Source organism: Caulobacter sp. LARHSG274 (genome assembly GCF_052871235.1).
Window position 1 is genome coordinate 386603 of record NZ_JBIXJO010000001.1, and the last position, 24793, is coordinate 411395.

General features: G+C 70.1%; 27 protein-coding genes and 1 other RNA gene. 7 read left to right on the forward strand and 21 right to left on the reverse strand.

What is annotated here, in order from left to right:
• Nucleotides 1-95: 95 nt before the first annotated feature.
• From ACIPQB_RS01800 to ACIPQB_RS01810, 3 genes are all read right to left on the reverse strand, one after another.
• Nucleotides 96-875: a DUF4908 domain-containing protein gene (locus ACIPQB_RS01800; RefSeq protein ID WP_446483479.1), complete on the reverse strand. Its 780-nt coding sequence runs from the start codon at nt 873-875 to the stop codon at nt 96-98.
• 193 nt (nt 876-1068) lie between these two features.
• A complete protein-coding gene (gene phbB / locus ACIPQB_RS01805; RefSeq protein WP_446483480.1) occupies nt 1069-1794 on the reverse strand; it encodes an acetoacetyl-CoA reductase in 726 nt (241 codons plus the stop codon).
• Between the two features lie 89 nt (nt 1795-1883).
• Nucleotides 1884-3059 carry an acetyl-CoA C-acetyltransferase gene (locus tag ACIPQB_RS01810; RefSeq protein WP_446483481.1) on the reverse strand — a complete coding sequence of 392 codons (1176 nt, stop codon included), beginning with the start codon at nt 3057-3059 and terminating at the stop codon, nt 1884-1886.
• Between the two features lie 218 nt (nt 3060-3277).
• Here ACIPQB_RS01810 and phaR point away from each other — a divergent pair, with 218 nt between their 5' ends.
• Together phaR and ACIPQB_RS01820 are read left to right on the forward strand one after the other, a co-directional pair.
• On the forward strand, nt 3278-3970 hold the full coding sequence (phaR, locus tag ACIPQB_RS01815; protein WP_446483482.1) for a polyhydroxyalkanoate synthesis repressor PhaR: 693 nt from the start codon (nt 3278-3280) through the stop codon (nt 3968-3970).
• A 59-nt stretch (nt 3971-4029) separates the two neighbouring features.
• Nucleotides 4030-4353, forward strand: a complete 324-nt coding sequence (locus ACIPQB_RS01820) for a hypothetical protein (protein WP_446483483.1) — start codon at nt 4030-4032, stop codon at nt 4351-4353.
• 326 nt (nt 4354-4679) lie between these two features.
• On the opposite strand, the gene ACIPQB_RS01825 is transcribed toward ACIPQB_RS01820, so the two are convergent.
• From ACIPQB_RS01825 to ACIPQB_RS01835, 3 genes are all read right to left on the reverse strand, one after another.
• Nucleotides 4680-5966, reverse strand: coding sequence for an acetyl-CoA C-acyltransferase (locus ACIPQB_RS01825; protein ID WP_446483484.1), 1287 nt, complete (start codon nt 5964-5966; stop codon nt 4680-4682).
• Between the two features lie 75 nt (nt 5967-6041).
• Nucleotides 6042-6467: a hypothetical protein gene (locus ACIPQB_RS01830; protein WP_446483485.1), complete on the reverse strand. Its 426-nt coding sequence runs from the start codon at nt 6465-6467 to the stop codon at nt 6042-6044.
• An 80-nt stretch (nt 6468-6547) separates the two neighbouring features.
• Complete coding sequence (locus ACIPQB_RS01835) at nt 6548-7300, reverse strand: glycosyltransferase family 2 protein (RefSeq protein WP_446483486.1); 753 nt, start codon at nt 7298-7300, stop codon at nt 6548-6550.
• A 56-nt stretch (nt 7301-7356) separates the two neighbouring features.
• Here ACIPQB_RS01835 and ACIPQB_RS01840 point away from each other — a divergent pair, with 56 nt between their 5' ends.
• Nucleotides 7357-9078, forward strand: a complete 1722-nt coding sequence (locus ACIPQB_RS01840; RefSeq protein ID WP_446483487.1) for an ArnT family glycosyltransferase — start codon at nt 7357-7359, stop codon at nt 9076-9078.
• Complete coding sequence (locus ACIPQB_RS01845; RefSeq protein WP_446483488.1) at nt 9075-9974, forward strand: hydroxymethylglutaryl-CoA lyase; 900 nt, start codon at nt 9075-9077, stop codon at nt 9972-9974. Before ACIPQB_RS01840 ends, ACIPQB_RS01845 begins: the two co-directional genes overlap by 4 nt.
• Nucleotides 9975-10033: 59 nt before the next feature.
• Here the strand turns inward: ACIPQB_RS01845 and truA are convergent, their stop codons facing one another.
• Both truA and fmt read right to left on the reverse strand, forming a co-directional pair.
• The gene (gene truA, locus ACIPQB_RS01850; protein ID WP_446483489.1) at nt 10034-10783 is read right to left on the reverse strand and encodes a tRNA pseudouridine(38-40) synthase TruA; all 750 of its coding nucleotides are present in this window, start codon (nt 10781-10783) and stop codon (nt 10034-10036) included.
• Nucleotides 10783-11721: a methionyl-tRNA formyltransferase gene (gene fmt, locus ACIPQB_RS01855; protein WP_446483490.1), complete on the reverse strand. Its 939-nt coding sequence runs from the start codon at nt 11719-11721 to the stop codon at nt 10783-10785. Before fmt ends, truA begins: the two co-directional genes overlap by 1 nt.
• A gap of 113 nt (nt 11722-11834) precedes the next feature.
• Between fmt and ACIPQB_RS01860 the strand changes: the two genes are divergently transcribed.
• Complete coding sequence (locus ACIPQB_RS01860; protein WP_446483491.1) at nt 11835-12161, forward strand: cell surface protein; 327 nt, start codon at nt 11835-11837, stop codon at nt 12159-12161.
• 179 nt (nt 12162-12340) lie between these two features.
• Here ACIPQB_RS01860 and def read toward each other — a convergent pair whose 3' ends face one another.
• The 9 genes from def to ffs form a co-directional block, all read right to left on the reverse strand.
• Nucleotides 12341-12862, reverse strand: a complete 522-nt coding sequence (gene def, locus ACIPQB_RS01865; RefSeq protein ID WP_446483492.1) for a peptide deformylase — start codon at nt 12860-12862, stop codon at nt 12341-12343.
• Between the two features lie 66 nt (nt 12863-12928).
• Nucleotides 12929-13198: a hypothetical protein gene (locus ACIPQB_RS01870; RefSeq protein WP_446483493.1), complete on the reverse strand. Its 270-nt coding sequence runs from the start codon at nt 13196-13198 to the stop codon at nt 12929-12931.
• A 51-nt stretch (nt 13199-13249) separates the two neighbouring features.
• Nucleotides 13250-14521, reverse strand: a complete 1272-nt coding sequence (gene rmuC, locus ACIPQB_RS01875; protein WP_446483494.1) for a DNA recombination protein RmuC — start codon at nt 14519-14521, stop codon at nt 13250-13252.
• 143 nt (nt 14522-14664) lie between these two features.
• Nucleotides 14665-15261: a hypothetical protein gene (locus ACIPQB_RS01880; protein WP_446483495.1), complete on the reverse strand. Its 597-nt coding sequence runs from the start codon at nt 15259-15261 to the stop codon at nt 14665-14667.
• Nucleotides 15262-15374: 113 nt separating this feature from the next.
• Entirely contained in the window at nt 15375-15977 is a 603-nt protein-coding gene (recR, locus tag ACIPQB_RS01885) for a recombination mediator RecR (protein WP_446483496.1), read from the reverse strand.
• A complete protein-coding gene (locus tag ACIPQB_RS01890; protein WP_446483497.1) occupies nt 15977-16414 on the reverse strand; it encodes a nuclear transport factor 2 family protein in 438 nt (145 codons plus the stop codon). The genes recR and ACIPQB_RS01890 overlap by 1 nt, the downstream gene beginning before the upstream one ends.
• Before the next feature lie 135 nt (nt 16415-16549).
• Nucleotides 16550-16879 carry a YbaB/EbfC family nucleoid-associated protein gene (locus ACIPQB_RS01895; RefSeq protein WP_446483498.1) on the reverse strand — a complete coding sequence of 110 codons (330 nt, stop codon included), beginning with the start codon at nt 16877-16879 and terminating at the stop codon, nt 16550-16552.
• A 161-nt stretch (nt 16880-17040) separates the two neighbouring features.
• The gene (locus tag ACIPQB_RS01900) at nt 17041-18873 is read right to left on the reverse strand and encodes a DNA polymerase III subunit gamma/tau (protein ID WP_446483499.1); all 1833 of its coding nucleotides are present in this window, start codon (nt 18871-18873) and stop codon (nt 17041-17043) included.
• Nucleotides 18874-18957: 84 nt separating this feature from the next.
• An RNA gene (ffs, locus tag ACIPQB_RS01905) (signal recognition particle sRNA small type) lies at nt 18958-19050 on the reverse strand.
• Between the two features lie 103 nt (nt 19051-19153).
• On the opposite strand from ffs, the gene nudC reads away from it, so the two are divergent.
• The gene (gene nudC, locus ACIPQB_RS01910) at nt 19154-20110 is read left to right on the forward strand and encodes an NAD(+) diphosphatase (RefSeq protein WP_446483500.1); all 957 of its coding nucleotides are present in this window, start codon (nt 19154-19156) and stop codon (nt 20108-20110) included.
• Nucleotides 20111-20117: 7 nt separating this feature from the next.
• On the opposite strand, the gene ACIPQB_RS01915 is transcribed toward nudC, so the two are convergent.
• The 4 genes from ACIPQB_RS01915 to ACIPQB_RS01930 all read right to left on the reverse strand — a co-directional run bounded on the left by ACIPQB_RS01915 (nt 20118) and on the right by ACIPQB_RS01930 (nt 23222).
• On the reverse strand, nt 20118-20606 hold the full coding sequence (locus ACIPQB_RS01915) for a GNAT family N-acetyltransferase (RefSeq protein WP_446483501.1): 489 nt from the start codon (nt 20604-20606) through the stop codon (nt 20118-20120).
• The gene (locus tag ACIPQB_RS01920) at nt 20603-21235 is read right to left on the reverse strand and encodes a lysoplasmalogenase family protein (protein WP_446483502.1); all 633 of its coding nucleotides are present in this window, start codon (nt 21233-21235) and stop codon (nt 20603-20605) included. Before ACIPQB_RS01920 ends, ACIPQB_RS01915 begins: the two co-directional genes overlap by 4 nt.
• Nucleotides 21228-21650, reverse strand: coding sequence for a YkvA family protein (locus tag ACIPQB_RS01925; RefSeq protein WP_446483503.1), 423 nt, complete (start codon nt 21648-21650; stop codon nt 21228-21230). The genes ACIPQB_RS01920 and ACIPQB_RS01925 overlap by 8 nt, the downstream gene beginning before the upstream one ends.
• Nucleotides 21651-21767: 117 nt before the next feature.
• Nucleotides 21768-23222 (reverse strand): AMP nucleosidase, encoded by a 1455-nt coding sequence (locus ACIPQB_RS01930; RefSeq protein ID WP_446483504.1) that lies wholly within the window; start codon nt 23220-23222, stop codon nt 21768-21770.
• Between the two features lie 241 nt (nt 23223-23463).
• On the opposite strand from ACIPQB_RS01930, the gene ACIPQB_RS01935 reads away from it, so the two are divergent.
• Nucleotides 23464-24714: a dicarboxylate/amino acid:cation symporter gene (locus tag ACIPQB_RS01935; RefSeq protein WP_446483505.1), complete on the forward strand. Its 1251-nt coding sequence runs from the start codon at nt 23464-23466 to the stop codon at nt 24712-24714.
• Nucleotides 24715-24793: the final 79 nt, after the last annotated feature.

The following is a 24793-nucleotide window of genomic DNA, read 5'->3' on the forward strand; positions in this document are numbered from 1 at the left end:
CGCTGTGCGGGCGCCTCAGGATGAGGAGCGTTGTTGCTGAATTCCTCATCCTGAGGTGCGAGCCGTCAGGCGAGCCTCGAAGGACGCAATGCGCTCTACTTGTTGACGATCTTGATGATCCGCTTGGACGATGGCCGGCCGGCCAGGCCCTTGCCGGGGGCGTAGGTCACCGTCAGGTCGCCGCCCTTCAGGTTGGCCCCAGGCTTGTGGCCCTCGGCCAGCAGCACCCGGGCCACGCGCGCCAGCAGGCCGCGGTCGCCGTTGCGGGCCATCTTCTCGAAGGCCTCGGCGGTGACGGTGGCGGTGTCGGCCACCAGCACCGAGGTGCCGGGGGTGGCGTCGTCGACGGTCTCGAACGAGACGCGGTGCTGGGCCGCCCGGCTGGCGCGGGCGCTGGCCTGGACCAGGCGCTGGAACAGGGCGGTTACCGAGATGAACGGCGGCGGCCGGATCGAGGCCGCCCGGCCATCGAGCGCCGCGGCGTCGCCGCCCGGCCGCTCGGCGGTGAACAGGGTCATGCCGCCCAGCTTGGTGGCCCGCAGCACCGGCTCGCCCAACTCGTTCTTGTAGATCACGTCGCCACGCGGGGCCGGCTGCGACGACAGCACCCAGACCTCGGCGCTGTTCTCGAATTTCAGCAGCGGCTGCGGGGCGGCCCGGTCAAGCACGAAGGCGGCGCCGGTCTCGGAAACATAGCGGGCGACGGGCGGGGCGGCGGTGTTGCGCGACTCCGCGGCGCCACGGTTGCCGAACACGTCGCGTAGGCTGACCCCCGCTTGTCCTGCCTGTGCGGCGCCGGAGCAGGCCGCCAGGGCCAGCGCCAGCAGGATCGCCCGGCCGCTTGGCCCCGTCCTCGCCGCCGAGTGAATCTTCATCTTCGAGGTGATGCCCCGCGACTAGGGCGAATCTTGGACGTCAAAGACCTTGTTCCCGCCACGCACCCTTTTGAAAGACGAGGTGTTGCTTTGATGAAACACCTGCGCCCCGCCAGTACTGGAAACCGGCGGAAGCGACGCCGTCAAGCCGTCCGCGGCGTCAGGCGCGCTTCCTCAAGGTTAACGTCAGATTTTACGAGGCCATGTACTGGCCGCCGTTCACTGTCAGGGTGGCGCCGGTCACGAAGCCGGCCCGCTCGCCGGCCAGGAAGGCGACCATGTCGGCGATCTCCTCGCCCTTGCCCAGGCGGCCCACGGGGATGCCGGCGATGATCCCGGCCAGGACGTTCTCCGGCACCGCCGCCACCATCTCGGTGTCGATATAGCCGGGGCAGATGACGTTGACGGTGACGCCCTTCTTGGCGTTCTCCAGGGCCAGGGCCTTGGTGAAGCCGATCAGCCCGGCCTTGGCGGCCGAATAGTTGGTCTGGCCCATCTGGCCCTTCTGGCCGTTGATCGAGCTGATGTTGATGATCCGGCCCCAGCCGCGCTCGCGCATGCCCTCGATGACCGGGCGGGTCATGTTGAAGGCGCTGTCCATGTTGACGCGAATGACCTCCGACCACTGCTCGTAGGTCATCTTGTGCAGCATGCCGTCGCGGGTGATGCCGGCGTTGTTGACCAGCACCTCGACCGGGCCCAGTTCGGCCTCGACCGTCTTGATGGCGGCGGCGCAGTCGTCGAAGGAGCCGACATTGCCCTTGACCACCATCACGCCCAGAGCCTTGGCGCAGGCCGCGGCGGCCTCCTCGTTGCCGGAATAGCCGGCCGCCACCTTCATCCCGTCGGCCACCAGCCGTTCGCAGATCGCTCGACCGATGCCCCGGGTGCCGCCGGTCACGAACGCAACTCTCGCCATCATGTTCTCCCGCAAGTGTTCTTATGGGTTGAGCGCAGTCGCCGACGAGGGACAAGCCCTCGTCGGCGACGTCACGAAGATTTCTTGGTTCAGACCGCCTCGACGCACATGGCCACGCCCATGCCGCCGCCGATGCACAGGGTCGCCAAGCCCTTCTTGGCCCCCGAGCGCTTCATCTCGTGGACCAGGGTGGTGAGGATGCGCGCGCCCGACGCGCCGATCGGGTGGCCGATGGCGATGGCCCCGCCGTTGACATTGACCTTGGCCGGGTCGAGGCCCAGCTCGCCGACCACGCACAGCGACTGGGCCGCGAAGGCTTCGTTGGACTCGATCAGGTCGAGGTCCGACACCGTCCAGCCGGCCCTTTCCAGGGCCTTCTTGCTGGCCGGGATCGGGCCGGTGCCCATGATCTCGGGCGCGACGCCGGCATTGGCCCACGAAGCGATGCGGGCCAGCGGGGTCAGGCCGCGCTTCTTGGCCTCGTCGGCGCTCATCAGCACCAGGGCGGCGGCGCCGTCATTGAGGCCCGAGGCGTTGGCGGCGGTGACCGAGCCGTCCTTGGTGAAGGCGGGCTTGAGGCCGGCGATGCCTTCATAGGTGACGCCATGGCGGATGAATTCGTCGTCCTTGACCACGGTGTCGCCCTTGCGGCCCTTGATGGTGACCGGGGCGATCTCGCCCTCGAAGCGGCCGGCCTTCTGGGCGGCCTCGGCCTTGTTCTGGCTGGCGACGGCGAAGCGGTCCTGGGCCTCGCGGGTGATCTGCCAGCGGCTGGCGATGTTCTCGGCGGTCTGGCCCATGTGATAGCCGTGGAAGGCGTCCCACAGGCCGTCCTTGATCATGGTGTCGACGAAGCTGAGGTCGCCCATCTTCTGGCCGCTGCGCAGGGCCTGGGCGTGGGGAGCCTGGCTCATGCTCTCCTGGCCGCCGACCACGACGATCTCGGCCGAGCCGTCGGCGATCTGCTGGGCCCCGAGGGCCACCGCCCGCAGGCCCGAGCCGCACAGCTGGTTGAGGCTCCAGGCTGGGCTCTCGACCGGGATGCCGGCGTTGACCGAGGCCTGGCGGGCGGGACCCTGGCCGGCGCCGGCCTGCAACACCTGGCCCAGGATCACCTCGTCGACCTCGGCGGCGGTGATGCCGGCCCGCTCGATCGCGGCCTGGATCGCGACCTTGCCCAACTCGTGGGCCGGCAGGCTGGACAGCGCTCCGAGGAAGGATCCGACCGGCGTGCGGGCGGCGGAAACGATGACGATGTCGCTCATGGCGGAAAGCTCCCGTGACGTAATTTCAGGCGCTTCGCAGGTGCGGCGCCGGTGTTTTTGCAGTGCAGCGACACCTTGCATAAAGCAGCAAGGTTCGTCACCGGCACATTTTCACGGCTTGTTGCGTCTTCCAAGGCCTCGCGGCACTGGCGCCATGCCTTTGCATCCGCGATAGTGCGATGCGAAAAGGCGGAGACAACGCTGTCCTAGGGAACGAAATGTCCGAGAACAACGAAAACGACGATACGACCTCGACCCCCGACAAAAAACCTGGCCCGGGCGAAAAGACCGCTGGCCAGCGGGTCGTCATCAAGAAATACGCCAACCGCCGCCTCTACAACACCGCGTCCAGCTCCTACGTCACGCTCGAACACCTGTCCGACATGGTCAAGGAGGGCGTCGATTTCGTGGTCTATGACGCCAAGTCCAACGACGACATCACCCGCTCGGTGCTGACCCAGATCATCTTCGAGGAAGAGAATCGCGGCGGCGGCCAGAACCTGCTGCCGATCCAGTTCCTGCGCCAGTTGATCGGCTTCTACGGCAACTCCATGCAGGCCTTCCTGCCCAGCTATCTGGAGATGTCGCTGGAGAGCTTCACCAAACAGCAGGAGCGGATGCGCACCCAGTTCTCAGGTCTGACGCCGGGCATCGGCGGCGCGGTCAAGGGCATGCCGGGCATCGGGGTCTATGAAGAGCAGATTCGCCAGAACATGGCGCTGTTCGACCGAGCCATGAAGATGTTCTCGCCCTTCGCCTACGCCCGGCCCGAGGACGCCCCCGCCGCCGCCGCCGCGCCGACGGAGCCGGCCGCCCCCGCCCCGCAGCCCAGCGAGGACTCCCTGGCCGACCTCAAGCGCCAGCTGGAAGCCATGCAGCAGCAGATCGAGAAGCTGGCCACCAAGTCCTGACCCCGCCTTAACCACGCCGGCCCATGCGTTCTTAACGGTCGGCGGCTAGGGTTTTCACCATGACCGGTCCGATCGACCCTATCCGGCGCGTCAGCCCCGCGCGCCGGGCCCTGCCCGCCCCGCGCGACGAGGACCGTTCCGAGGCGGACGGCGAAGACGTGACTTTCGTGCGTGACGAGCAACAGGCCTCCCCGCCGCCGCCCCGCCGCGGGATGTTCGCCGCCTTCGCCGCCCACCTGATGGGCCAGAGCGGCCAGAAGCGCGGCCTGCGCGGTGGGCAGGAAGTGCTCGACGCGGCGCGTTCGACCTATCTCGGCACGGAATATTCCGGCCCGGCGGACCGCCGCCCCCGTGCGGGCCTGCTCAAGAAGACCGAAATCTAAGGTCCGTTCGGCCTCCGGAGCCGCCGCCCGCGCCAGGCGCTCCGGTTGGCGCCGGTCTTGCTTGGTCGAGGGGGTTTCCAGGCCCCGAGACCCATCATGCTGCTCAGCATCGTCACCCGCTTCTTCGACATTGCCGTCGTGACGCTGATCTTCACGGCCCTGACCTAGGGACGGGAAGGCCATCCTATTCCGTCTCCCCGGCGAAGGCCGGGGCCCAGATCATAGGGTGGTATGTTTGGGATAGGCCTCCGGCGCCACGGCTGAATCTGGGCCCCGGCCTTCGCCGGGGAGACGGGGGTGAAAGCGGATTCCGCCCCAATCTCCCCCTACCCCGCCTCCAGCAGCATCATCGTTCCCTGGCCGCCGTCGGCGCAGATGCTGACGACCGCCTTCTCGCCCGGGCCGCGCGAGGCCAGTTCCTTGACCGTCTGGCTGAGGATCCGCGCGCCGGTCGCGCCGAACGGATGGCCGAGCGCCAGGCTGCCGCCGGTGGGGTTCATCCGCTCGCGGGGAAACCGGCCCAAGTCGCGATCGACCCCGGCCTTGTCGCGGCGGAAGCCGGCGTCCTCCCAGGCGGCGATGTGCGACAGCACCTGGGCCGCGAAGGCCTCGTGGATCTCCCACAGGCCGACATCGTCATAGGCTAGGCCGTTGCGGGCCAGCATCCGCGGCACGCCATAGGCCGGGGCCATCAGCAGGCCCTCGTGGCGCAGGTCGATCGCGGTGACCTCATGGTCGACCACCCGCACGCGGGGAATCTCGGCCGGCAGCCGCGCCAGACCGGCCTGCGACGCCGCCCAGATCGCCGCCGCCCCGTCGGTCAGGGGCGAGGAATTGCCGGCCGTCAGCGTGCCCTGGCCGCTGGCCTTGTCGAAGGCCGGCGGCAACTTGGCCAGCTTCTCCAGGGTCGAATCCGGGCGCGGAATGGCGTCGCGCCTGAGATCGCCGACCGGGATCACCAGGTCGTCGAAGAAGCCGGCGCTCCAGGCGGCCACGGCGTGCTGGTGGCTCTCGAAGGCGACCTGGTCCTGGTCGGCCCGCGACACCCGCCACTGCTTGGCCGTGATCTCGGTGTGCTCGCCCATCGACAGGCCGGTGGTGCGGTTGGCGACCTTGGGGATCCACAGCTTCAGGTCCGACGGCTTCAACCGGGCCAAGTGCGCCAGCTTCTGGCCGACGGTGCGAGCGCCCTGGAAGCCCTTCAGCCAGTCGGAAAAGGCGATGCTGGCGCCGACCTGGACCTTGCTCATGCTCTCCACGCCGCCGACCAGAGCCAGGTCGCGGCCGCGGCCGTCGATCATGCCGGCCGCCTCGATGACGCCGATCATGCTGGTCGAGCAGGCCATGATCGTCGAGAAGGCCGGGATGGCCGGATCGGCCCCGGCGTCGAGCAGCACCTCGCGGGCGATGTTGCTCCAGGTCAGGTTGGGAATCACCGTTCCCCAGACCGCGAAGTCCGGCCGCGCGCCCCCGGCCTGCGCCAATTGAGCCAGCATGGCCTGGACCACCGGCACGGAGAGGGCGATGGCGTCATGGGCCTTCAGCGCCCCGTCGGCCTTGGCGAAGGGGGTGCGAAGGCCGGCCGCCAGCCAGATGTCGGGTTTGGACGCCATGCTCGTGATCCTGCGGAAGCTGCAGGCGGCAGGATGCTCAGAACGCGGCCCGACGTCTCGCCGAAATTGACCGGTTCAGGGCGCGTCCCGAAAGTCGATGTCGCGGCGGGCCGAGACAATGGTGACGATGAAGCCGGCCAGCACGTCCAGCAGCACCATCAGCGTCAGCAGGAAGAACACTGACGAGCCGAAAGCCGGGAACAGCAGGAACTCGACCAGGCAGAGGATGAACAGCACCATCGATAGCGAGTGGTTGATGATCGCGATCTTGCGGCTGGTCGTCGACTTCAGCAGCTCGACGAACAGCACCACCAGCGAGGCGGCCAGCAGCAGATCGCCCAGGCTGACGGCCCAGTCGGCCTTGGAGGTCATGTGGATGGTGAACAGCTGCTCGGCCAGCCGGTACTGGGCGGCGTTGGCGGTGAAGCCGCCGGCGAAGGTCAGGACGATCAGGTTGTAGACCAGCACCGGCAGGGCCAGCAGCGGAAAGGCGGCGAACATGGCTTTGGCTCTCCCCAGGGCGGTCGACCAGGGTTAGCCGGTTTCGGGAGTTCGGTGAAGCGGCGCAATCCGCGGGGCGCCTAGACCTCGTCGACGCCTTGCGGGTTGCGGGCCCGGGTCTGCAGCCACATCACCCCCAGCAGGTCGGACACCGAGGCCTTGAGCCGGCCGAAGTTGGTGTATTTCGACACGCCGGTCTCGCGGTGGCGGTGGTTGACCGGCTGGAAGTCCACCCGATAGCCCTCGCGCAGCATCAGGGCCGGGATGTAGCGGTGGATGTGATCGAAATAGGGCAGGCGCAGAAAGGCCTCGCGGCGGAAGGCCTTGAGGCCGCAGCCGGTGTCGTTGGCGGTGTCGCGCAGCAGCCGCTTGCGCACGCCGTTGCCGAATTTCGAGGCGAAGCGCTTGGCCGAGCTGTCCTGGCGCTTGACCCGCTCGCCGCCGACCAGGGCCAGGTCCTGGGGGGCGGCCTTCAGGGCCCGGGCCAGGCGCGGGGCGTCGGCGGGGTCGTTCTGGCCGTCGCCGTCCAGGGTGACGATGATCGGGGCGCGGGCCGCCAGCACGCCGCTGCGCACGGCGCGGCTCTGGCCGGAGTTCTTGCGATGCGACAGCACCCGCAGCTGCGGGATCTCGGCCTTCAGCGCCGCCAGCAGGGCCTTGGTGTCGTCGCGACTGGCGTCGTCGATGAAGATGATCTCGTGGCTTTCGCCGGCGAAGGCGGCGGCGATCTCGCGGGCCAGGGCGGGGGCCGCGCCGCCCTCGTCGAAGACGGGAACGACGATGGAATAGTCGGGCCCGAGGTCAGGCGCAGCGGCGGGGGAGGCGGCGGTCATCGCCCCCTAATAGCGCAAAAGTCGCCACAGGAAAGGATCGTGCTATTTCATCGTCCATGACGCTCGAATCTCGCCTGGACGCCTGGAGCCGCGGCTGGCGCGGCCCGCTGTTCGCCGCCCTGGTGGCCCTGATCGCCGGCCTGCCCGGTCTGCCGGCCATGCCGCCGCTGGACCGCGACGAATCGCGCTTCGCCCAGGCCACCGCCCAGATGCTGGAGACCGACGACCTGGTGGTCATCCGCTTCCAGGACCAGCCGCGCTTCAAGAAGCCGATCGGCATCCACTGGCTGCAGGCCGCCAGCGTCGCGGCGGTCTCGGCTCCCGAGGACCGCGGGATCTGGGCCTATCGCCTGCCGTCGCTGCTGGGGGCGATGCTGGCGGCGGCCGCCTGCGCCTGGGGGGCGGCGGCGCTGCTGGGGCCGCGCACCGGCCTGCTGGCCGGCGGCATCCTGGGCGCGACCCTGCTGCTGTCGACCGAGGCCTTCATCGCCAAGACCGACGCGGCCCTGTGCGGCTTCACCACCCTGGCCATGGCGGGCCTGGCGCGGCTCTACGCCGCCCACCTGGCCGGCGGCAAGGCCGACCGCTGGAGCAAGCTGGCTTTCTGGATCGGTCTGGCCATGGGCGTGCTGATCAAGGGCCCGGTCGGACTGATGGTCGTGGCGCTGAGCATCGCGGCCCTATGGCTGTGGGACCGCAAGGCCCCGTGGCTGAAGGACCTGGGCTGGAGCTGGGGCCTGATCCTCTGTGCGGCGATCATCCTGCCCTGGGCGACGATGATCACCGTGGCCACCGACGGGGCCTTCTGGTCGACGGCGGTCGGCAGCGACCTGGCGCCGAAGCTGGCCGGCGGCCAGGAAAGCCACGGCGCGCCGTTCGGCAGCTACGCCCTGGCCGCCTTCCTGCTGGTGTTCCCCGCCACCCTGCTGCTGCCGGCCGGGCTGGTCCAGGGCTGGGCGGGCCGCCGGGAGGCCGGGGTGCGGTTCGCCCTGTGCTGGCTGGTCCCGACCTGGCTGGTGTTCGAGCTGCTGCCCACCAAGCTGGCCCACTACACCCTGCCGGCCGTGCCGGCCCTGGCCATGCTGATGGCCGCCGCCCTGCGCGCGCCGCTGGGCCGGATCGCCCGGGCGATCGGCGCGGGACTGATGGTCCTGGCCGGCCTGGTGCTGGCGGCCGGCGTCGTCTATCTGCAGGTCGAGTACGGCGACCGCTCGGGCGTTGTCTGGGCCGTCCTCACCGCCCTGCTGTTCCTGGCCTCGGGCGGGGTCGGGGCGGTGCTGCTGATGCGCCGGACCGCGGCCACGGCCCTGGTCGCGGCCGGAACGCTCGGCGTCCTGGCCCACGCCGCCCTGGTCGGCGTCTTCGTGCCCCGGTTGGAGCCGCTGATGCTGGCCCCCCGGCTGGAGCGCGCCCTGGAGCAGGCCGACCTGGCTCCACGGGCCGGGGCGGCCGGGCCGGTCGCCGTCACCGGCTACGCCGAGCCCAGCATGGTCTTCCTGCTGGGCACCGCCACGGAGCTGACCGACCCCGCCGGCGCGGCCGAGGCGGTAGCTCAGGGACGGCCGGCCGTGGTCGAGGGCCGGCTCGACACGGCGTTCCGCGCCGCCCTGGCCGCCCTGGGCGAAACCGCCCGGCCGGCCGGGGTGGTCGAGGGCTTTGACTATTCCGACGGCGACCGCGAGCGGCTGACCCTCTATCGCGGCGCCCCGATCCGGCCCGACGCCGTCGACCAGGCCGACGAGTCCGACGAGCCGGCGCCCCCGGAGGCCCGCCCATGAGCCGCTTCATCCAGATCGTCGAGGTCGGACCGCGCGACGGCCTGCAGAACGAAGCCCTGGCCCTGCCGGTCGAGGATCGGGTCGCCCTGGTCCGCCAGCTGGAGGCGGCCGGCGCCCGCCGCATCGAGGCGGTGTCGTTCGTCAATCCCAAGCGCGTGCCGCAGATGGCCGGCGCCGAAGAGATCATGGCCGCCCTGCCGCCCGATCCGGCCCGGTCGCGGATCGGGCTGGTGCTCAACATGCGCGGCTGGGACCGCTGCGTGGCGGCCGGCTGCGACGAGGCCAATGTCGTGGTCTGCGCCTCGGACGGCTTTGCGGTGCGCAACCAAGGCTCGACCGTCGCCGAGCAGGTGGCGGCCCTGGCCGCCATCGTCGAGCGCCAGGCGGTCGAGGGCGGCCCGCCGATCAGCGCCACGATCTCGGTGGCCTTCGGCTGTCCGTTCGACGGCGAGGTGTCGCAAGACCAGGTGGTCGCCATCGCCCGGGAGGCCGCCGCCCTCCAGGTCGCGGAAATCGTCCTGGCCGACACCATCGGCGTCGCCGACCCTTGGACGGTGCGCCGGCGGATCGAGGCCGTACGCGCCGCCGCCCCCGACGCCCGCCTGCGGATGCACTTCCACGACACCCGCAACACCGGCCTGGCCAACGCTTACGCCAGCGTCGAAGCGGGAATCGACGTGCTCGACGCCGCGGTCGGCGGCCTAGGCGGCTGTCCGTTCGCCCCCAACGCCACCGGCAATATCGGCACGGAGGACCTGGTCTACATGCTGGAGCGGGCCGGCTTCGAGACCGGCTACGACCTGTCGGCCCTAATCGCGGTCGGACGCCAGGTCAGCGAGCGCCTGGGCAAGGCGCCGGCCTCGTCGCTGGCGCGGGCGGGCGGCTTTCCGGCCTGAGGCCTGGAGCGCCCCGAAGTTCGACCGGTCTTGCGGGCGGAACAACGGAGGCGAAGACCTCAGGCCTCGCCCTCGTAGCCCACGCCGGTCAGGTACAGCCCGTCGGCCGGGGCCACGGGGCCGCAGGCGGTGCGGTCCTTGGCCTCCAGGGCCGCGCGCACGTCGCCGGGGGCCCAGCGGCCGACCCCGACCTCGAGCAGGGTGCCGGTCATCGACCGCACCTGCCGGTGCAGGAACGAGCGAGCCTCGAACACCAGATGCACCTCGTCGCCGGCCCGCGACACCCGGGCGACGTCCAGCGTCTTCAGCGGCGACTTCGACTGGCAGTGCATGTCGCGGAAGGTGGTGAAGTCGTGCAGCCCGACCAGGGCCTGGGCGGCGGCGTGCATGGCCTCGGCGTCCACCGCCTTCTTCATGTGCCAGACCTTGCCGGCCTCCAGGGCCGGCGGGGCGGGGCGGTTGAGGATGCGATAGAGATAGCGCCGCTCCCGGGCCGAGAACCGGGCGTGCCAGTCCTCCGGCGCGACGGCGGCGTCGAGCACGCTGACCGCCTCGCGGGTCAGGTGGGCGTTGAGGGCGTTCATCACCGTCCGGGCCGGCCAGTCGCGCTCCAGGTCGACATGCACCACCTGGCCGGTGGCGTGGACGCCGGTGTCGGTGCGGCCGGCGGCGTGGATGCGCACCGCCTGGCCGCTGAAGGCCTTGACCGCCGCCTCGATCGCCCCCTGCACCGACGGCAGGGCCGCCTGGGCCTGGAAGCCGTAATAGGGCCGGCCGTCATATTCGATCGTCAGGCGGTAGCGGGGCATCAGGTCAGGGCCGTTCCGGCCGCCACCGGGAAGCCGCGCAGGAACACCTCGGCGTCCTGCGCCCCCTTGCCCTCGCGCTGGGCCTTGAGCAGGCGCACGGCGCCCCCCGCTCCATTGGCGCCGCAAGCGATCAGCAGGGCGTCGTCCAGCGTCCGGCCCGGGGCGCCCTCCCCCGCCTCGACCCGCGACAGCAGGGCCTTGACCCGCACCGGCCCCTTGTCCGACGGGGCCTCGAACCAGGCGCCGGGGAACGGCGACAGGCCGCGGATGTGGCGGTCGACCTCGGCGGCCGGCCGCGTCCAGTCGATGCGGGCCTCGGCGGGCTTGATCTTCTTGGCGTAGGTCACGCCCACTTCGCTCTGGGGCGTCTCGCGGGCCGCGCCGCGCTCGATCGCGCCCAGGGCCACCGGCAGGATCCGCGCGCCGATCGCGGCCAGCTTGTCGTGCAGGCTGCCGGCGGTCTCCAGGGCGTCGATGCGCACCTGCTCGCCCATCAGCACCGGCCCCTCGTCCAGCCCCTCGCTCATCCGCATCACCTGCACCCCGGTGACGCGGTCGCCGGCCATGATCGCCCGCTGGATCGGCGCGGCCCCGCGCCAGCGCGGCAGCAGCGAGGCGTGCAGGTTGAAGCAGCCCAGCCGCGGGGCCTCCAGCACCTCGCGGACCAGGATCTGGCCGAAGGCGACGACCACGGCGGCGTCGAGGTCGAGGGCCTGGAAGGCGGCGATCTCCTCGGGGGTCTTCATCGAGGCCGGCGTGCGCACCGGCAGGCCCAGGCTGTCGGCGAAGGCGTGGACGGGCGAGGGCTTGAGGTCCTGGCCCCGGCCGCGCGGCGCGGGCGGCTGGGAATAGACGCAGGCGATCTCGTGGCCGGCGGCAACCAGTTCGGCCAGGCAGGCGACGGAGAAGTCGGGGGTTCCGAGAAAGGCGAGGCGCATGGCCGCCGGTTTAGACGCCTCGCCCGCGTTCGCAAAGCCCAAGACCCGGCGCCGGGCGGAACCTAGGCCATGGACCGCCCGTTCTATGGCCACCTTTCCACGGAGGACGCGCCATGCGCTCCATCACACTGATCGCCGCCGCCGGTCTCGCCGCCCTGTCGCTCGCCGCCTGCTCGGACAAGCACGCCACCGAGATCAAGGAAGGCGCCAAGGCCGCCGGCTCCGACGTCAAGCAGGCCGCCACGGCGATCGCCAACGACCCCGACGTCAAGGAGGCCGGCACGGCCCTGAAGGAAAGCACCAAGGAAGCCGCCGGCCAGATGAAGGACGCCGCCGGTCACGCCGTCGACAAGGCCCAGGAAGCCGGCGCCAAGGCCGGCCAGGAAACCCGCGAAGCCAGCCGCGACGTCAAGAAGGACGTTCATAAGGCGACGGAATGAAGTTCCCTCTCCCGGCGGGAGAGGGAGGGGCCCGCGCGAAGCGTGGGAGGGTGAGGGATTACGCCGTCTCAGATCCGGGCAGGGCGTCAGGCTCGGACCGATAGGTCTTACCCCCTCACCCTCCCACCGCTGCGCCGCGAGCCCATCCCTCTCCCCATGGGAGAGGGACTTGCAGTGGTTCAGGCCGCGCGGCGGGCCTTTTTAACCTTGCTGATCGCCCGGTCGCGCTTCAGGCGCGACAGGTGGTCGATGAACAGCACGCCCTGCAGGTGGTCCATTTCGTGCTGGATGCAGACGGCGAACAGGCCCTCGGCCTCTTCCTCGACCGCCTGGCCCTGGTAGTCGAGATAGCTGATCTTGACCCGGGCCGGGCGCTCGACGGCGTCATAGACCTCGGGGACCGATAGGCAGCCTTCCTCGTATTCGAACAGCTCGTCGGAGGCCCAGGTGATCTTCGGATTGACGAAATAGCGCGGGGCCGGTTCCTCGCCCTCGCGGGCCAGGTCCATGACGATGACATTGACCAGCTCGCCGACCTGCACGGCGGCCAGGCCGATGCCGGGGGCGTCGTACATCGTCTCCAGCATGTCATCCATCAGGGCGCGCAGACCGTCATCGACGGCGGGCACGTCCTTGGAGACCTGCTTCAGAACCGCCAGGTCGGCGGCGTTATCGACGGTGAGAATGCGACGAATGGCCATGATAGCTGTCAGGTAAGGGCCGCGCCGCCCGGGGTCAAGGCGACGGATGGGCGCGGCGGGCGAGCTTCAGTGCGACGTTGCGGAACGAAGAACCGGCCACATCAAAAACCCCATGACCATGGCCAGCACGACAACCGAGGCCATTCGCCTGATCTTGTCCGCCAGCAGCCTGTTGAACTCGGCAGGGTCGACAGCACGTTGGACCATACCCTTCACAAGGGAGTCTCCTGCGATGACACCCTCGCGCCAAGCCTTGAACACCGTCCTGCCCTGCGAAACAAAGAACCAGAGAAAAACCACTGCGAGCGCGATTGGCGGGATAAGCATGGCGATCATTCAGCTGTCCTAAGGCTTGGCCTTAAGCCGTGCAATCGCAGGATCGTCCGATCAATCCAGCGCCTCGCTCGCCGCCAGCTTGACCAACGGTCGCACGGCGTTCTCCACCGGGGCCAGCTCGGCGATCTCCTTGCCTTCGTGGTCGACCGACAGGTCCTCGAAGCGGCGGGCCTGGGTCAGGACCTGGCTCTCCAGCGAGCCGACGAACTGGTTGTAGCGGCCGACCGCCGCCTCCAGCGCCTTGCCGACCGAGCCGGCGTGGGCCCCCATCACCGCGATGCGCTTGTAAAGTTCGCGGCCGACGGCGACGATGTTGGCGGCGTTCTTGGCCTGGTCCTCGGCCCGCCAGCCATAGGCCACCGCCTTGCACAGGGCGAACAGGGTGGTTGGGGTGACCAGCAGCACCCGGCGGTCCATGGCCTCGGTCATCAGGTCGGGCAGGCGGTCGAGCGCCGCGGCCAGGAAGCCGTCGCCGGGGACGAACATCGCCACGAAGTCGGGCGAGCCCTCGCTGGCGAACTGGTCCCAATAGGCTTTCGCCGAAAGCCCCTGCATGTGGCCGCGGACGCTGGCGGCGTGGCGGACCAGGGCGCTTTCCTTCAGGTGGTCCTCGGTCGCCTCCTGGGCCTCGAGAAAGGCGTTGAGCGAGCACTTGGCGTCGATCACGAACACCCCGCCGCCGGGCATCTTGACCTTGACGTCGGGCCGGCGGCGGCCCTCGTCGCTGTCGACGCTGAACTGCTCCTCGAAGTCGAAGCGGGTGTTGAGGCCAGCGGCCTCAAGAACGTTCCGTAAAGTCTGCTCGCCCCAGCGGCCCTGGACGCCGGCCCCGCGGCGCAGGGCGGCCGACAGCTTGCGGGCCTCAAACTGGGTGGCGACCGAGGCCTCCATCAGGGCGTTGATCTGGGCCTTGAGGCCGCCGGTCTCCTCGGCGCGGGCCTTCTCGACCGCGACGACCTGGGCCTCGAACTTGGCCAGGGTCTCGGCCACGGGCTTGAGCTGGGCCTCCAGCCGTTGCTGGCTGAGCAGTTCGCGGCTCTTGAAGTTCTCCTCGGTGCGCTTGATCAGCGCCTCGGCCACGGTGTTGGCGGTCATGGTCGCCTGCTGGGCGGCCTGGGCGCGGATCAGCTCGCCCTGGGTGGCGGCCTGGTCCTCGAGCAGCCGGGCCCGCTCGTCGGCCTGGACCAGCCTGGCGTTCAGTTCCCAGGCCCGGGTATCGGCCTCGCCGGCTCGGCGCTGGCTGGCCAGGGCCCAGAGCACCGCGCCCACGGCCAGCAGGGCGAAGACGAGGGCGAGGATCAGGAACGGATCGGAAAAGTTCATGCTCCGTTCTTAACCGGAGTCGGGGATTTGAAGAAGCCCTCCTGGAGCAAGCCGCGCGATATAAGAATCGCCCGGCTTGCTCTAGTTTTTTGTTTTCGCATCGTTTTCGCGGAAAACTGGCGGCTACTTTTCCGCACGATGCTCTAGCTTTCGTAAGGCACGGCCGGCTTCGGGCAAGCCTTGACCTTCTCCGGCTTGGGTTGGCGGCTGTCGCGCAGCCAGCACTGCTCCAGCACCGAGCAGTAGCAGATGCGGCTGGTCACCTGGGACAGGTTCTCCTGGAAGTGCTGGAAATAGGCTGGCGAGGCGGCCATGCCCGGGTCGGTCTGCAGGGCCGGGATCGTGTCGCCGGCCCGCAGCACGCGGTCGCTGACGGTGGAACTGAGCACGTTCATCTGGTCCGAGCGGGCCATGGCCTTCACCAGGGCATGGCGAGAGGCCATGGGCTTGCCCTGGAAGAACATTTCGGTCGTCTCGATCCGGGCCGGACCGACGCCGCTGTTGATGACGTCGAGCTTGGCGACCGGACGGCCGTCGACCGTGGCGTTGGAGAAACTGATCTCGATGTAGGGCCAGGTGCTGGCCTCGACCATCTTCTCCATGGTGTGGCCGTGGTGCACGGCCAGGAACAGCGACGCCACCGAGATGATCATCGCGCTGACGCCCAGCAGGATGTCGAGCCAGCGGTGGCCGGTGTGGCCGTGGTGGTGGGCTTCGATCTCGGGTCCGGCGTCCACCATCTTGGATCCTCCTGCGCGCGACGACCGAATCCTCGGCCATGTCCAGTGATGCCAAAGGCGAGCGGCGTGGTCGATGACAACGTCAGGTCCGCGATGCGCCGCGGGGCCCGAGCCTAGGCCGGCCGCCGCGCCCGCAGCGCCTGGGCGATGGTGCCGTCGTCCAGCCAGTCGAGATCGCCGCCGACCGGCACGCCGCGCGCCAGCATGGTCACCGCCACCCCGCTCGGGGCCAGGCGGTCGGCCAGGTAGTGGGCGGTGGTCTGGCCGTCGACCGTGGCGGGCAAGGCCAGGATCACCTCGGCGATCTCGCCGCCGCCGGCCCGGGCCAGCAGTTCATTGACCCGCAGGGCCTCGGGCCCGATCCCGTCCAGCGCCGACAGCAGGCCGCCCAGCACATGGTAGCGGCCCTTGAACGACTGCCCCCGCTCCATGGCCCACAGCGACCCGACCTCCTCGACCACGCACAGCAGGCGCGGGTCGCGGCTGTGGTCGGAACAGACCGCGCAGGGATCGGAGGTGTCGAGCGAGCCGCAGGTCGAGCAGGTGCGCACCTTGGCCTGGGCGTCGACCAGGGCGGCGGTCAGCGGCGCCAGCAGGGTGTCGCGCTTCTTGAGCAGCGCCAGGGCCGCCCGCCGGCCCGAGCGCGGACCCAGGCCCGGCAGCTTGGACAGCAGGGCGATCAGGCGCTCGATCTCGGGTCCGGCGGAGGCGGCCATCAGGGCTTCGCGACCCGGGTGACCTGCGAATAGACCACCCGCCACTGGCCGTCGCGCTTGGCCCAGGCATCGACGAAGCGCACGACCAGGGCGAAGCGCTGGCCGCCGTCCACGCCGGTCATGTTGACCTTGCCGCCGAACAGGGCGGTGTCGCCCAGCACCTTTTCGACCGGCTCCTCGATGGTGAAGGGGTCGAGCTTGAAGCCGGGGGCGACATAGTCGGCGATCAGCCGGGCCTTGTCCTGGACCTGGCCCGCGCCGTTGACCAGCACGTAGTCGTCGGCCACCAGCCGCTCCAGCGCCGCCCGGTCGCCGTTCACCTGGGCCGCGTCATAGGCGTGGGCGGCGGCGGCCAGGTCGGCCGGCAGGGGCGCGGCGTGGGAGGCGCCGGGCGCCAGCAAGGCGGCGGCGATCAGGGCGGTACGAAAATGGAGCATCTGATCTCCCCTCAACTCCGCTCATCCCGGCGAATGCCGGGACCCAGATTCAGCCTGAGCGTCTCTGGGTTTCACCTGGGTCCCGGCATTCGCCGGGATGAGCGGAAGTATGGATCAAACTGAGTGACGGACCGCCTAGAACTTCATGCCCGGCAGGCCGCCCATCATGCCGGCCATCGGACCGGCGGCTTCCTGCATCATCTGGGCTTGGGCGGCGTCGAGCTTCTTCTTGGCGTCGGCGTGGGCGGCGACGACCAGGTCGGCGATCACCTCGCCCTCGCCGGGGGTGATCAGGGTCTCGTCCAGCACCACGCGGGCCAGGTCGCCCGTGCCCTTGAGGGTGACGGTGACCATGCCGCCGCCGGAGGTGCCCTCCACCGTCAGCTCGGCGAGCTTGGCCTGGGCGTCGGCCAGTTTCTGCTGCATGGCCTGGGCCTGCTTCATCAGGCCGCCGAGATCTTTCATGGGGTCTGCTCCGTTTCTACAAGCTCCCCTCCCCCTCGATGGGGGAGGGGTCGGGGGTGGGGATGACTGCGGCGGTGGGTTCGTCACCGCCGCGCTCCATCCGGAACCGACGTGTCACCCCCATCCCCAACCTTCCCCCCTCCAGGGGGAAGGGGGCAAACTCATTCTTCCAGTTCGTCCGGCTCGATCGGCGGCGCCTCGGGCGTCAGGATCCTGCGGACCTCGACGATCTCGGCGCCGGGGAAGGCGGTGAGCACCGAGGCGACGAAGGGGTCGGACTTGATCGCCGCCAGTTCCTCGCGCTCCTCGCGCTTCTGGCGCTCGAACAGGCTCTCGGCCCCGCCGCCGCCCTCGGCCGCCACCAGCCAGGGCTGGCCGGTCCATTCCTTCAGCGCCCGCACCAGCCGGCCGGCCAGGTTGCCCGGCGCCCCGGGGGCCGGCTCGAAGGTGATCGCCCCGGGCCGGAAGCTGATCGGACGGACATATTGCTCGACGTCCAGCCGCAGGCCGATGTCGCGCTTTTCGGCGATCAGCTTCACGACGTCCTCGAACGAGGCCAGGGTCGGCGCGGCCTGGGCGGCCGGGGCGGCCATCACCCGGGCCTGGGCGTTGACCGCCCCGCCGGCCGCGCCGCCGCCGAGCGAACCGCCGCCCCCGCCTGGGCCGCCGCCGACCGGTTGGCCGTCGCGCAGGGCCTTCAGCGCCTCCTCCGGACCGGGCAGGTCGGCGGCGTAGCACAGGCGGATCAGGGCCATCTCGGCCGCGGCCCGGGCGTCGGGGGCGCGGCGCACCTCGTCATGGGCCTTCAGCAGCATTTGCCACAGCCGCGACAGGGTCCCGGCCGAGGTCTGAGCCCCGATGGCGGTCAGGCGCGCGGCCTGCTCCTTGGGCAGGGTCAGGGCGTCGGGCCCCAGGGCCTTGGCCACCGAGGCGCCGTGGCAGTGGTCCAGCAGGTCGAGCATGACCACGGCCGGGTCGGCCCCGAAGCCCCACAGGGCGCGGAAGCCAGCCAGGGAGTCGCCCGGCTTGCCGCTCATCACGTTCTCGAACAGGGCGATGGTCTGGCCGCGGTCGGCCAGGCCCAGCATGTCGCGGACCACGGCGGCGGTGACGGCCGCGCCGCGCTCGCCCTGGACGATGGCCTGGTCGAGCAGCGACAGGCCGTCGCGCACCGAGCCCTCGGCCGCGCGGGCGATCAGCGCCAGCCCGTCTTCCTCGACCTTGGCCCCCTCGTTGGCGGCGATCCGCGCGAAGTGCTTGACCAGCACGTCCGGCTCGACCCGGCGCAGATCGAAGCGCTGGGTGCGCGACAGGATCGTCACCGGCACCTTGCGGATCTCGGTGGTGGCGAAGATGAACTTGGCGTGCGGCGGCGGCTCTTCCAGCGTCTTCAGCAGGGCGTTGAACGCCGCCGTCGACAGCATGTGCACTTCGTCGATGATATAGACCTTGTAGCGCGCCTCGACCGGGGCGTAGCGCACCCCGTCCAGCAGCTCGCGCATCTCGTCGACCTTGGTGCGGCTGGCGGCGTCCAGCTCCAGCACGTCCATGTGCCGGCCCTCGATGATCGCCCGGCAGTGGCGGCCGTCGACGGTCAGGTCGACCGAGGGCTGGTGAACGGTGTCGGTCTCATAGTTCAGGGCCCGGGCCAGCAGGCGGGCGGTGGTGGTCTTGCCCACCCCGCGCACGCCGGTCAGCATGAAGGCGTGGGCGATGCGCCCCGTCGAGAAGGCGTTGGCCAGGGTGCGGACCATGGCCTCCTGGCCGATCAGGTCCTCGAAGGTGCGCGGCCGGTACTTGCGGGCCAGCACAGTGTAGGCGGCGTCCGGATCCGACGCCTGACTGGTCATCGGCGTAACGGGAGGCGTGACGGAGGGCGCAGCCACGGCCGGCGGCGCGCCGCCGAAGATGTCGGCGGTGTTCTCGTCGCGCTCGGCGGGAGCTTCGTCCCACGGCGGCGCGGAATCGGTCGTGAGGTCGTCGTGGTCGGCCATGGCCCGGAGTGTAGAGCGCCGAAGAGCGCAGCAAAAGGCTCGGCCGGCGCCGACGGTCGAGAAGCTGACAGATTTTACGAAAGGTGGAGACCGGCAGACGACCCGGAGCGTAACTCGTTGTGGCTGCTGCCTCTCGGCCCTGACCAGGTTGGCGAGGACTCCGCCCGTCGCCGATCTCCGAGGCCTATATCGCGACTCGCGCCGGCAAAAGCAAGCCGGCGGCGACGCCAGACCGCGCGGCGCCGTGACGACTCTTCGTCGCGAATGCTAGAGAGTCCGCATGGCCCTCTCGATCATCACCAACATCTTCGCCGGCAATCCGCTCGACCGCGCCAGCGAAAGGCGCGGCGACGAGGCCTGGCTGGCCGAGAAGGCCGACGACCCGCAGTCGCTGGCGGTGGCGATCTGGAACGGCAAGCCCCTGGTCGAGGACGCCCCGCCGCCGCCCGAGGCCAGCGGCGAGGAGCGGCCGGCCGGCGTCCAGATCGCCTATCTGCGCGCGGACATGGCCCGCGACCTGGCCGGTACGCCCGAGCGGCTGCTGTTCCTGGGCCTGTGGAAGGACATCGCGGTGTTCGCCGTCGACCTGGAGGGCGGCGCCGACCCGGCCGAGGGGCCGCTGCAGGGCCTGGGCCGGTTCGAGGAGCTGCGGGCCATCGCCCCGACCCTGCCGCCGCCGGACGCCGGCATCCTGGCCACCGCCAAGTCGATGTTCGAATGGCGGCGCAAGCACCGGTGGTGCAGCAATTGCGGCCAGGAGACCCAGGTCACCGACGGCGGCTGGAAGCGCCAGTGCGCCTCCTGCCACGCCGAGCATTTCCCGCGTACCGACCCGGTGGCGATCATGCTCGCCCTGCACGACGGCAAGTGCCTGCTGGGCCGGCAGGCGACCTGGCCGGCCGGCATGTACTCGGCCCTGGCCGGTTTCATCGAGCCCGGCGAGACCATCGAGGAAGGCTGCGCCCGCGAGCTGAAGGAAGAGGCCGGCCTGACCGCCACCGCCGTGCGCTACCATTCCAGCCAGCCCTGGCCGTGGCCGTCGTCGCTGATGATGGGGCTGCTGGCCGAGGTCGACAGCGCCGAGGCCGCCCCCGACCAGACCGAGCTGGAGGCGGTGCGCTGGTTCACCAAGGCCGAGGCCGCCGCCCTGATCAAGGGCGAGCTGGACGGTCTGTTCGCCCCGCCCCCGCTGGCCATCGCCCACCAGCTGATCAAGGCCTGGGCGGAGGAGGCCTAGGCCCAGCCTACAGCTTCAGCCGCCAGGTCTCCGAAACCAGCCCCTGGCCGAAGCCGTCATAGGGCCAGCTGTCCTCCAGCCCGAAACCGGCCCGCTGATAGAGCCGCCGGGCCGGCAGCAGGTTGCTCTGGGTCCACAGCACCACCTCGGCGTAGCCGGCCTGGCGGGCGAAGGCCAGGCACGCGCCGATCAGCCGCTCGCCGACGCCGAGGCCGCGGGCCGATGGCTCGACCAGCAGCAGGCGCAGGCGCCCGACCGTGTCGCTGTCGCGGGCCAGCAGGATCGAGCCGACCGGCCGGCCTTCGGGGTCGTCGGCGCGCTCGGCGATCCAGCAGGCCTCGCGGGCCGGGTCGAAATGCTTGATGAACTCGGCGACCACGCCTGCCACCAGCCCCTCGAACCGGGCGTCCCAGCCCTGCTCCTCGGCATAGAGCCGGCCGTGGCGCTGGACGATCCAGCCGTAGTCGCCGGGCCGCGGCGCGCGCAGGACGATCATCGCAGCATGCCGTAGGTGATCAGGGCCTGGCCGCCGAAATAGAGGAACCACACCGTCCAGGCCGTCAGGCGCGCCGAGCCCAGCAGCCTGTCGCCCCGGAACAGGTCCAGCGACAGCACGGCGTCGGAGGTCATGAAGGCCAGGGCCCCGACGGCGGCGGGCCAGCGCAGGCCGGGCAGCAGCAGGCTGCCGGTGACCATGGCGACGATGGCCAGGGCGTAGGCGACGACCGCCGGCTTCAACCGCCCAAGATCGCCCCACAGCCGCGCCAGCAGGGCCAGGGCCGCCAGCACCACCAGCGGCGCGACGGTCCAGGCCAGTGGTCCGGCCGGCCCGCGCTCGCGCCAGAACAGCAGGGCGTAGACCAGGTGCCCAGCCAGGAAGGCGGCCAGGCCGAACGGTAGCCAGCGGCGGGGATCGCCGGCCAGGAAGGCGTCGCCGATCGCGCACAGGGCCAGGGCCAGGGCCAGCCCCGGCCCGCCGCTCTGCAGATAGGCCAGCACCGCCAGGGCGCCGGTGGCCGCGGTCTTGACCACGGTGCGCGGGAGCGACGGCGGCCGCCCGGCCAGGGCCAGGCCGTAGACGGCGGCGCAGAGGCCGGCCGCCCACCACAGCCCGCCTTCAGTCATCGGCGCCCAGCTTGGCGAGGAAGGCCTTGGCCGCGTCCTTGTGGCGGGGCTTGAGGTTCTTGCCGACGATGGCCAGCACGGCGGCGATCACCGCCGCGTCGTCGGTGAAGCCGATGGCCGGCAGCACGTCGGGAATGGCGTCGGTCGGCAGCACGAAATAGGCCAGGGCCGCGAACATCATGCCCTTGGCCGCGGTCGGCGTCGCCGGGTCGCGGGCGCACCACCACACCGACAGGGCGTCGGCCGCGAACGGAACCTTCGACGCCACCTTGCGGATCTTCGGCCAGAAGCCGCGCGACACCCGCTGCTCGTTGACCTTCACCGTGGCGGGCACTAGGGCCTTGCCGGGATCCAGCACCTCCCGGGCGTTGCGCTCGGGGTCGATCTTGGGGGATGGCTTGGCGTCGGCGCTCATGGGACTGAACCGCTCCTCGGGCCGCCATTAAACGCAAGCCCGGCGCAAACGTCCACGAAACTCGACGCGAGTCGTCGGGGTGTCTTCCTTCTCCCGAAAGGGGAGAAGGAAAGAAAATCACCGGAACGGCGGCTCGTCGAAGGCCCGCAGCTTGCGCGAGTGCAGGTTGGGACCTTCCTCGCGCAGCAGCTTGCAGGCCAGGATGCCGATCTGCAGGTGCTGGCTGATCGCCCGCTCGTAGAAGGCGTTGGCCTGGCCCGGCAGCTTGATCTCGCCGTGCAGCGGCTTGTCCGACACGCACAGCAGCGTCCCGTACGGCACCCGGAAGCGATAGCCCTGGGCGGCGATGGTGGCGCTTTCCATGTCGATGGCCACGGCCCGGCTCTGGTTGAAGCGCAGGGCCGAGAGGCTGTGGCGCAGTTCCCAGTTGCGGTCGTCGGTGGTGACCACCGTGCCGGTGCGCAGGCGCTTCTTCAGCTCCGGGCCGCTGTCGCCGCTGATCGCCTTGGAGGCGTCGTAGAGGGCGCGCTGCACCTCGGCGATCGACGGCACCGGGATCTCGGGCGGCAGCACGGCGTCCAGCACGTGGTCGTCGCGCAGATAGGCGTGGGCCAGCACGTAGTCGCCGATGGTCTGGGTGTCGCGCAGGCCGCCGCAGTGGCCGATCATCAGCCAGGCCTGGGGCCGCAGCACGGCCAGGTGGTCGCAGATGGTCTTGGCGTTGGACGGGCCGACGCCGATATTGACCAGGGTGATCCCCGCCCCGCCCGGCGTCATCAGGTGGTAGGCCGGCATCTGGTGCTTGCGCCAGGTCGACTCGGCTACCGCCAGTTCGGGATTGACGGTGTTGGCGGTGATCATCAGCCCGCCCGAGCACGACAGGCCCTCATAGGGGCTGTCGGGCAGGGCCAGTTGCTCGATGCCCCAGCGCACGAACTCGTCGACATAGCGGTGATAGTTGGTGAACAGGATGAACTGCTGGACGTGCTCGGCCGGCGCGCCGGTGTAGTGCTTGAGCCGGGCCAGCGAGAAGTCGGTGCGCAGGCCGTCGAACAGGGCCAGGGGCCGGGTCTCGGCCAGGTCCGGATTCCACACCCCGTCGGCGATCTCGTCGCCGATGAAGGCCAGGTCCGTGGTCGGGAAGAAGCGGGCGATGTCCTCGCTGCGGACGTCGGCCTGGTTCAGGTCGATGGTGGCGTCCAGCACGTAGGGATAGGGGATTTCCTGGTCCGAGCGGTCGATCTCGATCTCGACCTCGAAATCATTGAGCAGCAGGGTCAGCTGTTCGACGAGATAGTCCTTGAACTGGGCCGGCTTGGTGATGGTGGCGGCGTAGACGCCGGGCCGGCTGACCCGGGCGTAGGAGCGCGCCAGCTTCGGCGGCAGCGCCTCGGGGTCGTAGACCAGCCGCAGTTCCGGATAGGCGAAGGTCCCATCGAACCGCGATTGCGGATCGGGACGGGTTCCATGTTCGAGATAGGCGCGAAGCGCGGTCCGCAGGGCGTCGACGGCGCGTTCGTATTCCTGGTTCAGCCGTTCAACGGCGGCGATTGCTTTTTCTTGGTTTGACATGGCGCCCTATATCAGCGTTCCGGCGAGCTGACCAGACCGTGGCGAGGCAGGGCGCGGGATTGACCCGTCCGGCCGATGACGGGCATGGACGAACCCCGCCGGGTCGGCCACAAGGGATGTTCATGCCTCGGGGGGCCGCGGCGCGCATCCGCGCCGGGTCGCCCGACTCCATCATCCAGCGGCGCCCGCGGCGGGCGCCAGGACCAGCGCTCGGGCGCCGCGGCGCGCCAAGAGGGATCCCATGAACCGACGTTTCGCCTTATTCATCGTGCTGGCCATGGTCCTCGGGGTCGCGGTCGGCTGGGCCTGCAACCAGTATCTCGACGCGGCGGGCGCCGCCGAGGCGACCAAGTGGTTCAAGATGGGGACCGACCTCTTCCTGCGGCTGATCAAGATGATCATCGCCCCCCTGGTCTTCACCACCCTGGTCGCCGGCATCGCCCACATGGAGGACGCCGCCGCCGTGGGCCGGATCGGCGTCAAGACCATGGCCTGGTTCGTCAGCGCCTCGGCCGTCTCGCTGCTGCTGGGCCTGGCCATGGTCCATCTGCTGCACCCGGGCGCGGGCCTGGTGCTGAACGAAGCCGTCGGCGCCGCCGCCAGCGCCCCGGCCGCCTCGACCGAGACCTTCACCCTGCAGGGCTTCCTCACCCACCTGGTGCCGGTGTCGATCTTCGACGCCATGGCCAAGAACGAGATCCTGCAGATCGTGGTGTTCAGCCTGTTCGTCGGCACCGCCGTCGCCTCGCTCGACAACAAGGCCCCGCACATCCTGGAACTGGCCGAACAGGGCGCCCAGATCATGCTGAAGGTGACCGGCTTCGTGATGAAGCTGGCGCCGCTGGCGATCTTCTGCGCCCTGGCCTCGACCATCGCCGCCCAGGGCATCTCGATGCTGGCGGTCTACGGCAAGTTCGTGATCGGCTTCTACGCCACCATGGCCACCCTCTGGGGGCTGCTGTTCGTCGCCGCCTTCGTGGTCCTGGGCAAGCGGGCCGTCCCGCTGTTCGGCGCGATCCGCGAGCCGGCCCTGCTGGCGTTCTCGACCGCCAGTTCGGAGGCCGCCTATCCGCGCATCCTCGACGCCCTGCCCAAGCTCGGCATCCGCCGCCGCATCGTCTCGTTCGTCCTGCCGCTGGGCTATTCGTTCAACCTCGACGGCTCGATGCTGTACTGCACGTTCGCGACGATCTTCATCCTTCAGGCGCACGACGTGCACCTGACGATCCAGCAGCAGATCTTCATGCTGCTGCTGCTGATGGTGACCTCCAAGGGCATCGCCGGGGTGCCGCGGGCCTCGCTGGTGGTGATCATGGCCACCCTGACCTATTTCGGCCTGCCCGAGACCTGGATCGCCCTGGTGCTGGGCGTCGACCACCTGCTCGACATGGGCCGCAGCGCCACCAACGTGGTCGGCAATTCGGTGGCCGCCGCCGTGGTCGCCAAATGGGAGGGCGAACTGACCGAGCCGGAGCCGCAAGAAGCCGCCTAGTCGGGGTCAACCAAGCGCGGCCCTAGGTTGACATGGGCGGGGAGAAGACCAATCTCTCCCTGCGAGGGATCTTTGAAAG

Bases quoted from the DNA above. Each gene is read 5' to 3' on its own strand.
- ACIPQB_RS01800 (WP_446483479.1), bottom strand. From the start codon at position 875: ATGAAGATTCACTCGGCGGCGAGGACGGGGCCAAGCGGCCGGGCGATC.
- phbB (WP_446483480.1), bottom strand. From the start codon at position 1,794: ATGGCGAGAGTTGCGTTCGTGACCGGCGGCACCCGGGGCATCGGTCGA.
- ACIPQB_RS01810 (WP_446483481.1), bottom strand. From the start codon at position 3,059: ATGAGCGACATCGTCATCGTTTCCGCCGCCCGCACGCCGGTCGGATCC.
- phaR (WP_446483482.1), top strand. From the start codon at position 3,278: ATGTCCGAGAACAACGAAAACGACGATACGACCTCGACCCCCGACAAA.
- ACIPQB_RS01820 (WP_446483483.1), top strand. From the start codon at position 4,030: ATGACCGGTCCGATCGACCCTATCCGGCGCGTCAGCCCCGCGCGCCGG.
- ACIPQB_RS01825 (WP_446483484.1), bottom strand. From the start codon at position 5,966: ATGGCGTCCAAACCCGACATCTGGCTGGCGGCCGGCCTTCGCACCCCC.
- ACIPQB_RS01830 (WP_446483485.1), bottom strand. From the start codon at position 6,467: ATGTTCGCCGCCTTTCCGCTGCTGGCCCTGCCGGTGCTGGTCTACAAC.
- ACIPQB_RS01835 (WP_446483486.1), bottom strand. From the start codon at position 7,300: ATGACCGCCGCCTCCCCCGCCGCTGCGCCTGACCTCGGGCCCGACTAT.
- ACIPQB_RS01840 (WP_446483487.1), top strand. From the start codon at position 7,357: ATGACGCTCGAATCTCGCCTGGACGCCTGGAGCCGCGGCTGGCGCGGC.
- ACIPQB_RS01845 (WP_446483488.1), top strand. From the start codon at position 9,075: ATGAGCCGCTTCATCCAGATCGTCGAGGTCGGACCGCGCGACGGCCTG.
- truA (WP_446483489.1), bottom strand. From the start codon at position 10,783: ATGCCCCGCTACCGCCTGACGATCGAATATGACGGCCGGCCCTATTAC.
- fmt (WP_446483490.1), bottom strand. From the start codon at position 11,721: ATGCGCCTCGCCTTTCTCGGAACCCCCGACTTCTCCGTCGCCTGCCTG.
- ACIPQB_RS01860 (WP_446483491.1), top strand. From the start codon at position 11,835: ATGCGCTCCATCACACTGATCGCCGCCGCCGGTCTCGCCGCCCTGTCG.
- def (WP_446483492.1), bottom strand. From the start codon at position 12,862: ATGGCCATTCGTCGCATTCTCACCGTCGATAACGCCGCCGACCTGGCG.
- ACIPQB_RS01870 (WP_446483493.1), bottom strand. From the start codon at position 13,198: ATGATCGCCATGCTTATCCCGCCAATCGCGCTCGCAGTGGTTTTTCTC.
- rmuC (WP_446483494.1), bottom strand. From the start codon at position 14,521: ATGAACTTTTCCGATCCGTTCCTGATCCTCGCCCTCGTCTTCGCCCTG.
- ACIPQB_RS01880 (WP_446483495.1), bottom strand. From the start codon at position 15,261: ATGGTGGACGCCGGACCCGAGATCGAAGCCCACCACCACGGCCACACC.
- recR (WP_446483496.1), bottom strand. From the start codon at position 15,977: ATGGCCGCCTCCGCCGGACCCGAGATCGAGCGCCTGATCGCCCTGCTG.
- ACIPQB_RS01890 (WP_446483497.1), bottom strand. From the start codon at position 16,414: ATGCTCCATTTTCGTACCGCCCTGATCGCCGCCGCCTTGCTGGCGCCC.
- ACIPQB_RS01895 (WP_446483498.1), bottom strand. From the start codon at position 16,879: ATGAAAGATCTCGGCGGCCTGATGAAGCAGGCCCAGGCCATGCAGCAG.
- ACIPQB_RS01900 (WP_446483499.1), bottom strand. From the start codon at position 18,873: ATGGCCGACCACGACGACCTCACGACCGATTCCGCGCCGCCGTGGGAC.
- nudC (WP_446483500.1), top strand. From the start codon at position 19,154: ATGGCCCTCTCGATCATCACCAACATCTTCGCCGGCAATCCGCTCGAC.
- ACIPQB_RS01915 (WP_446483501.1), bottom strand. From the start codon at position 20,606: ATGATCGTCCTGCGCGCGCCGCGGCCCGGCGACTACGGCTGGATCGTC.
- ACIPQB_RS01920 (WP_446483502.1), bottom strand. From the start codon at position 21,235: ATGACTGAAGGCGGGCTGTGGTGGGCGGCCGGCCTCTGCGCCGCCGTC.
- ACIPQB_RS01925 (WP_446483503.1), bottom strand. From the start codon at position 21,650: ATGAGCGCCGACGCCAAGCCATCCCCCAAGATCGACCCCGAGCGCAAC.
- ACIPQB_RS01930 (WP_446483504.1), bottom strand. From the start codon at position 23,222: ATGTCAAACCAAGAAAAAGCAATCGCCGCCGTTGAACGGCTGAACCAG.
- ACIPQB_RS01935 (WP_446483505.1), top strand. From the start codon at position 23,464: ATGAACCGACGTTTCGCCTTATTCATCGTGCTGGCCATGGTCCTCGGG.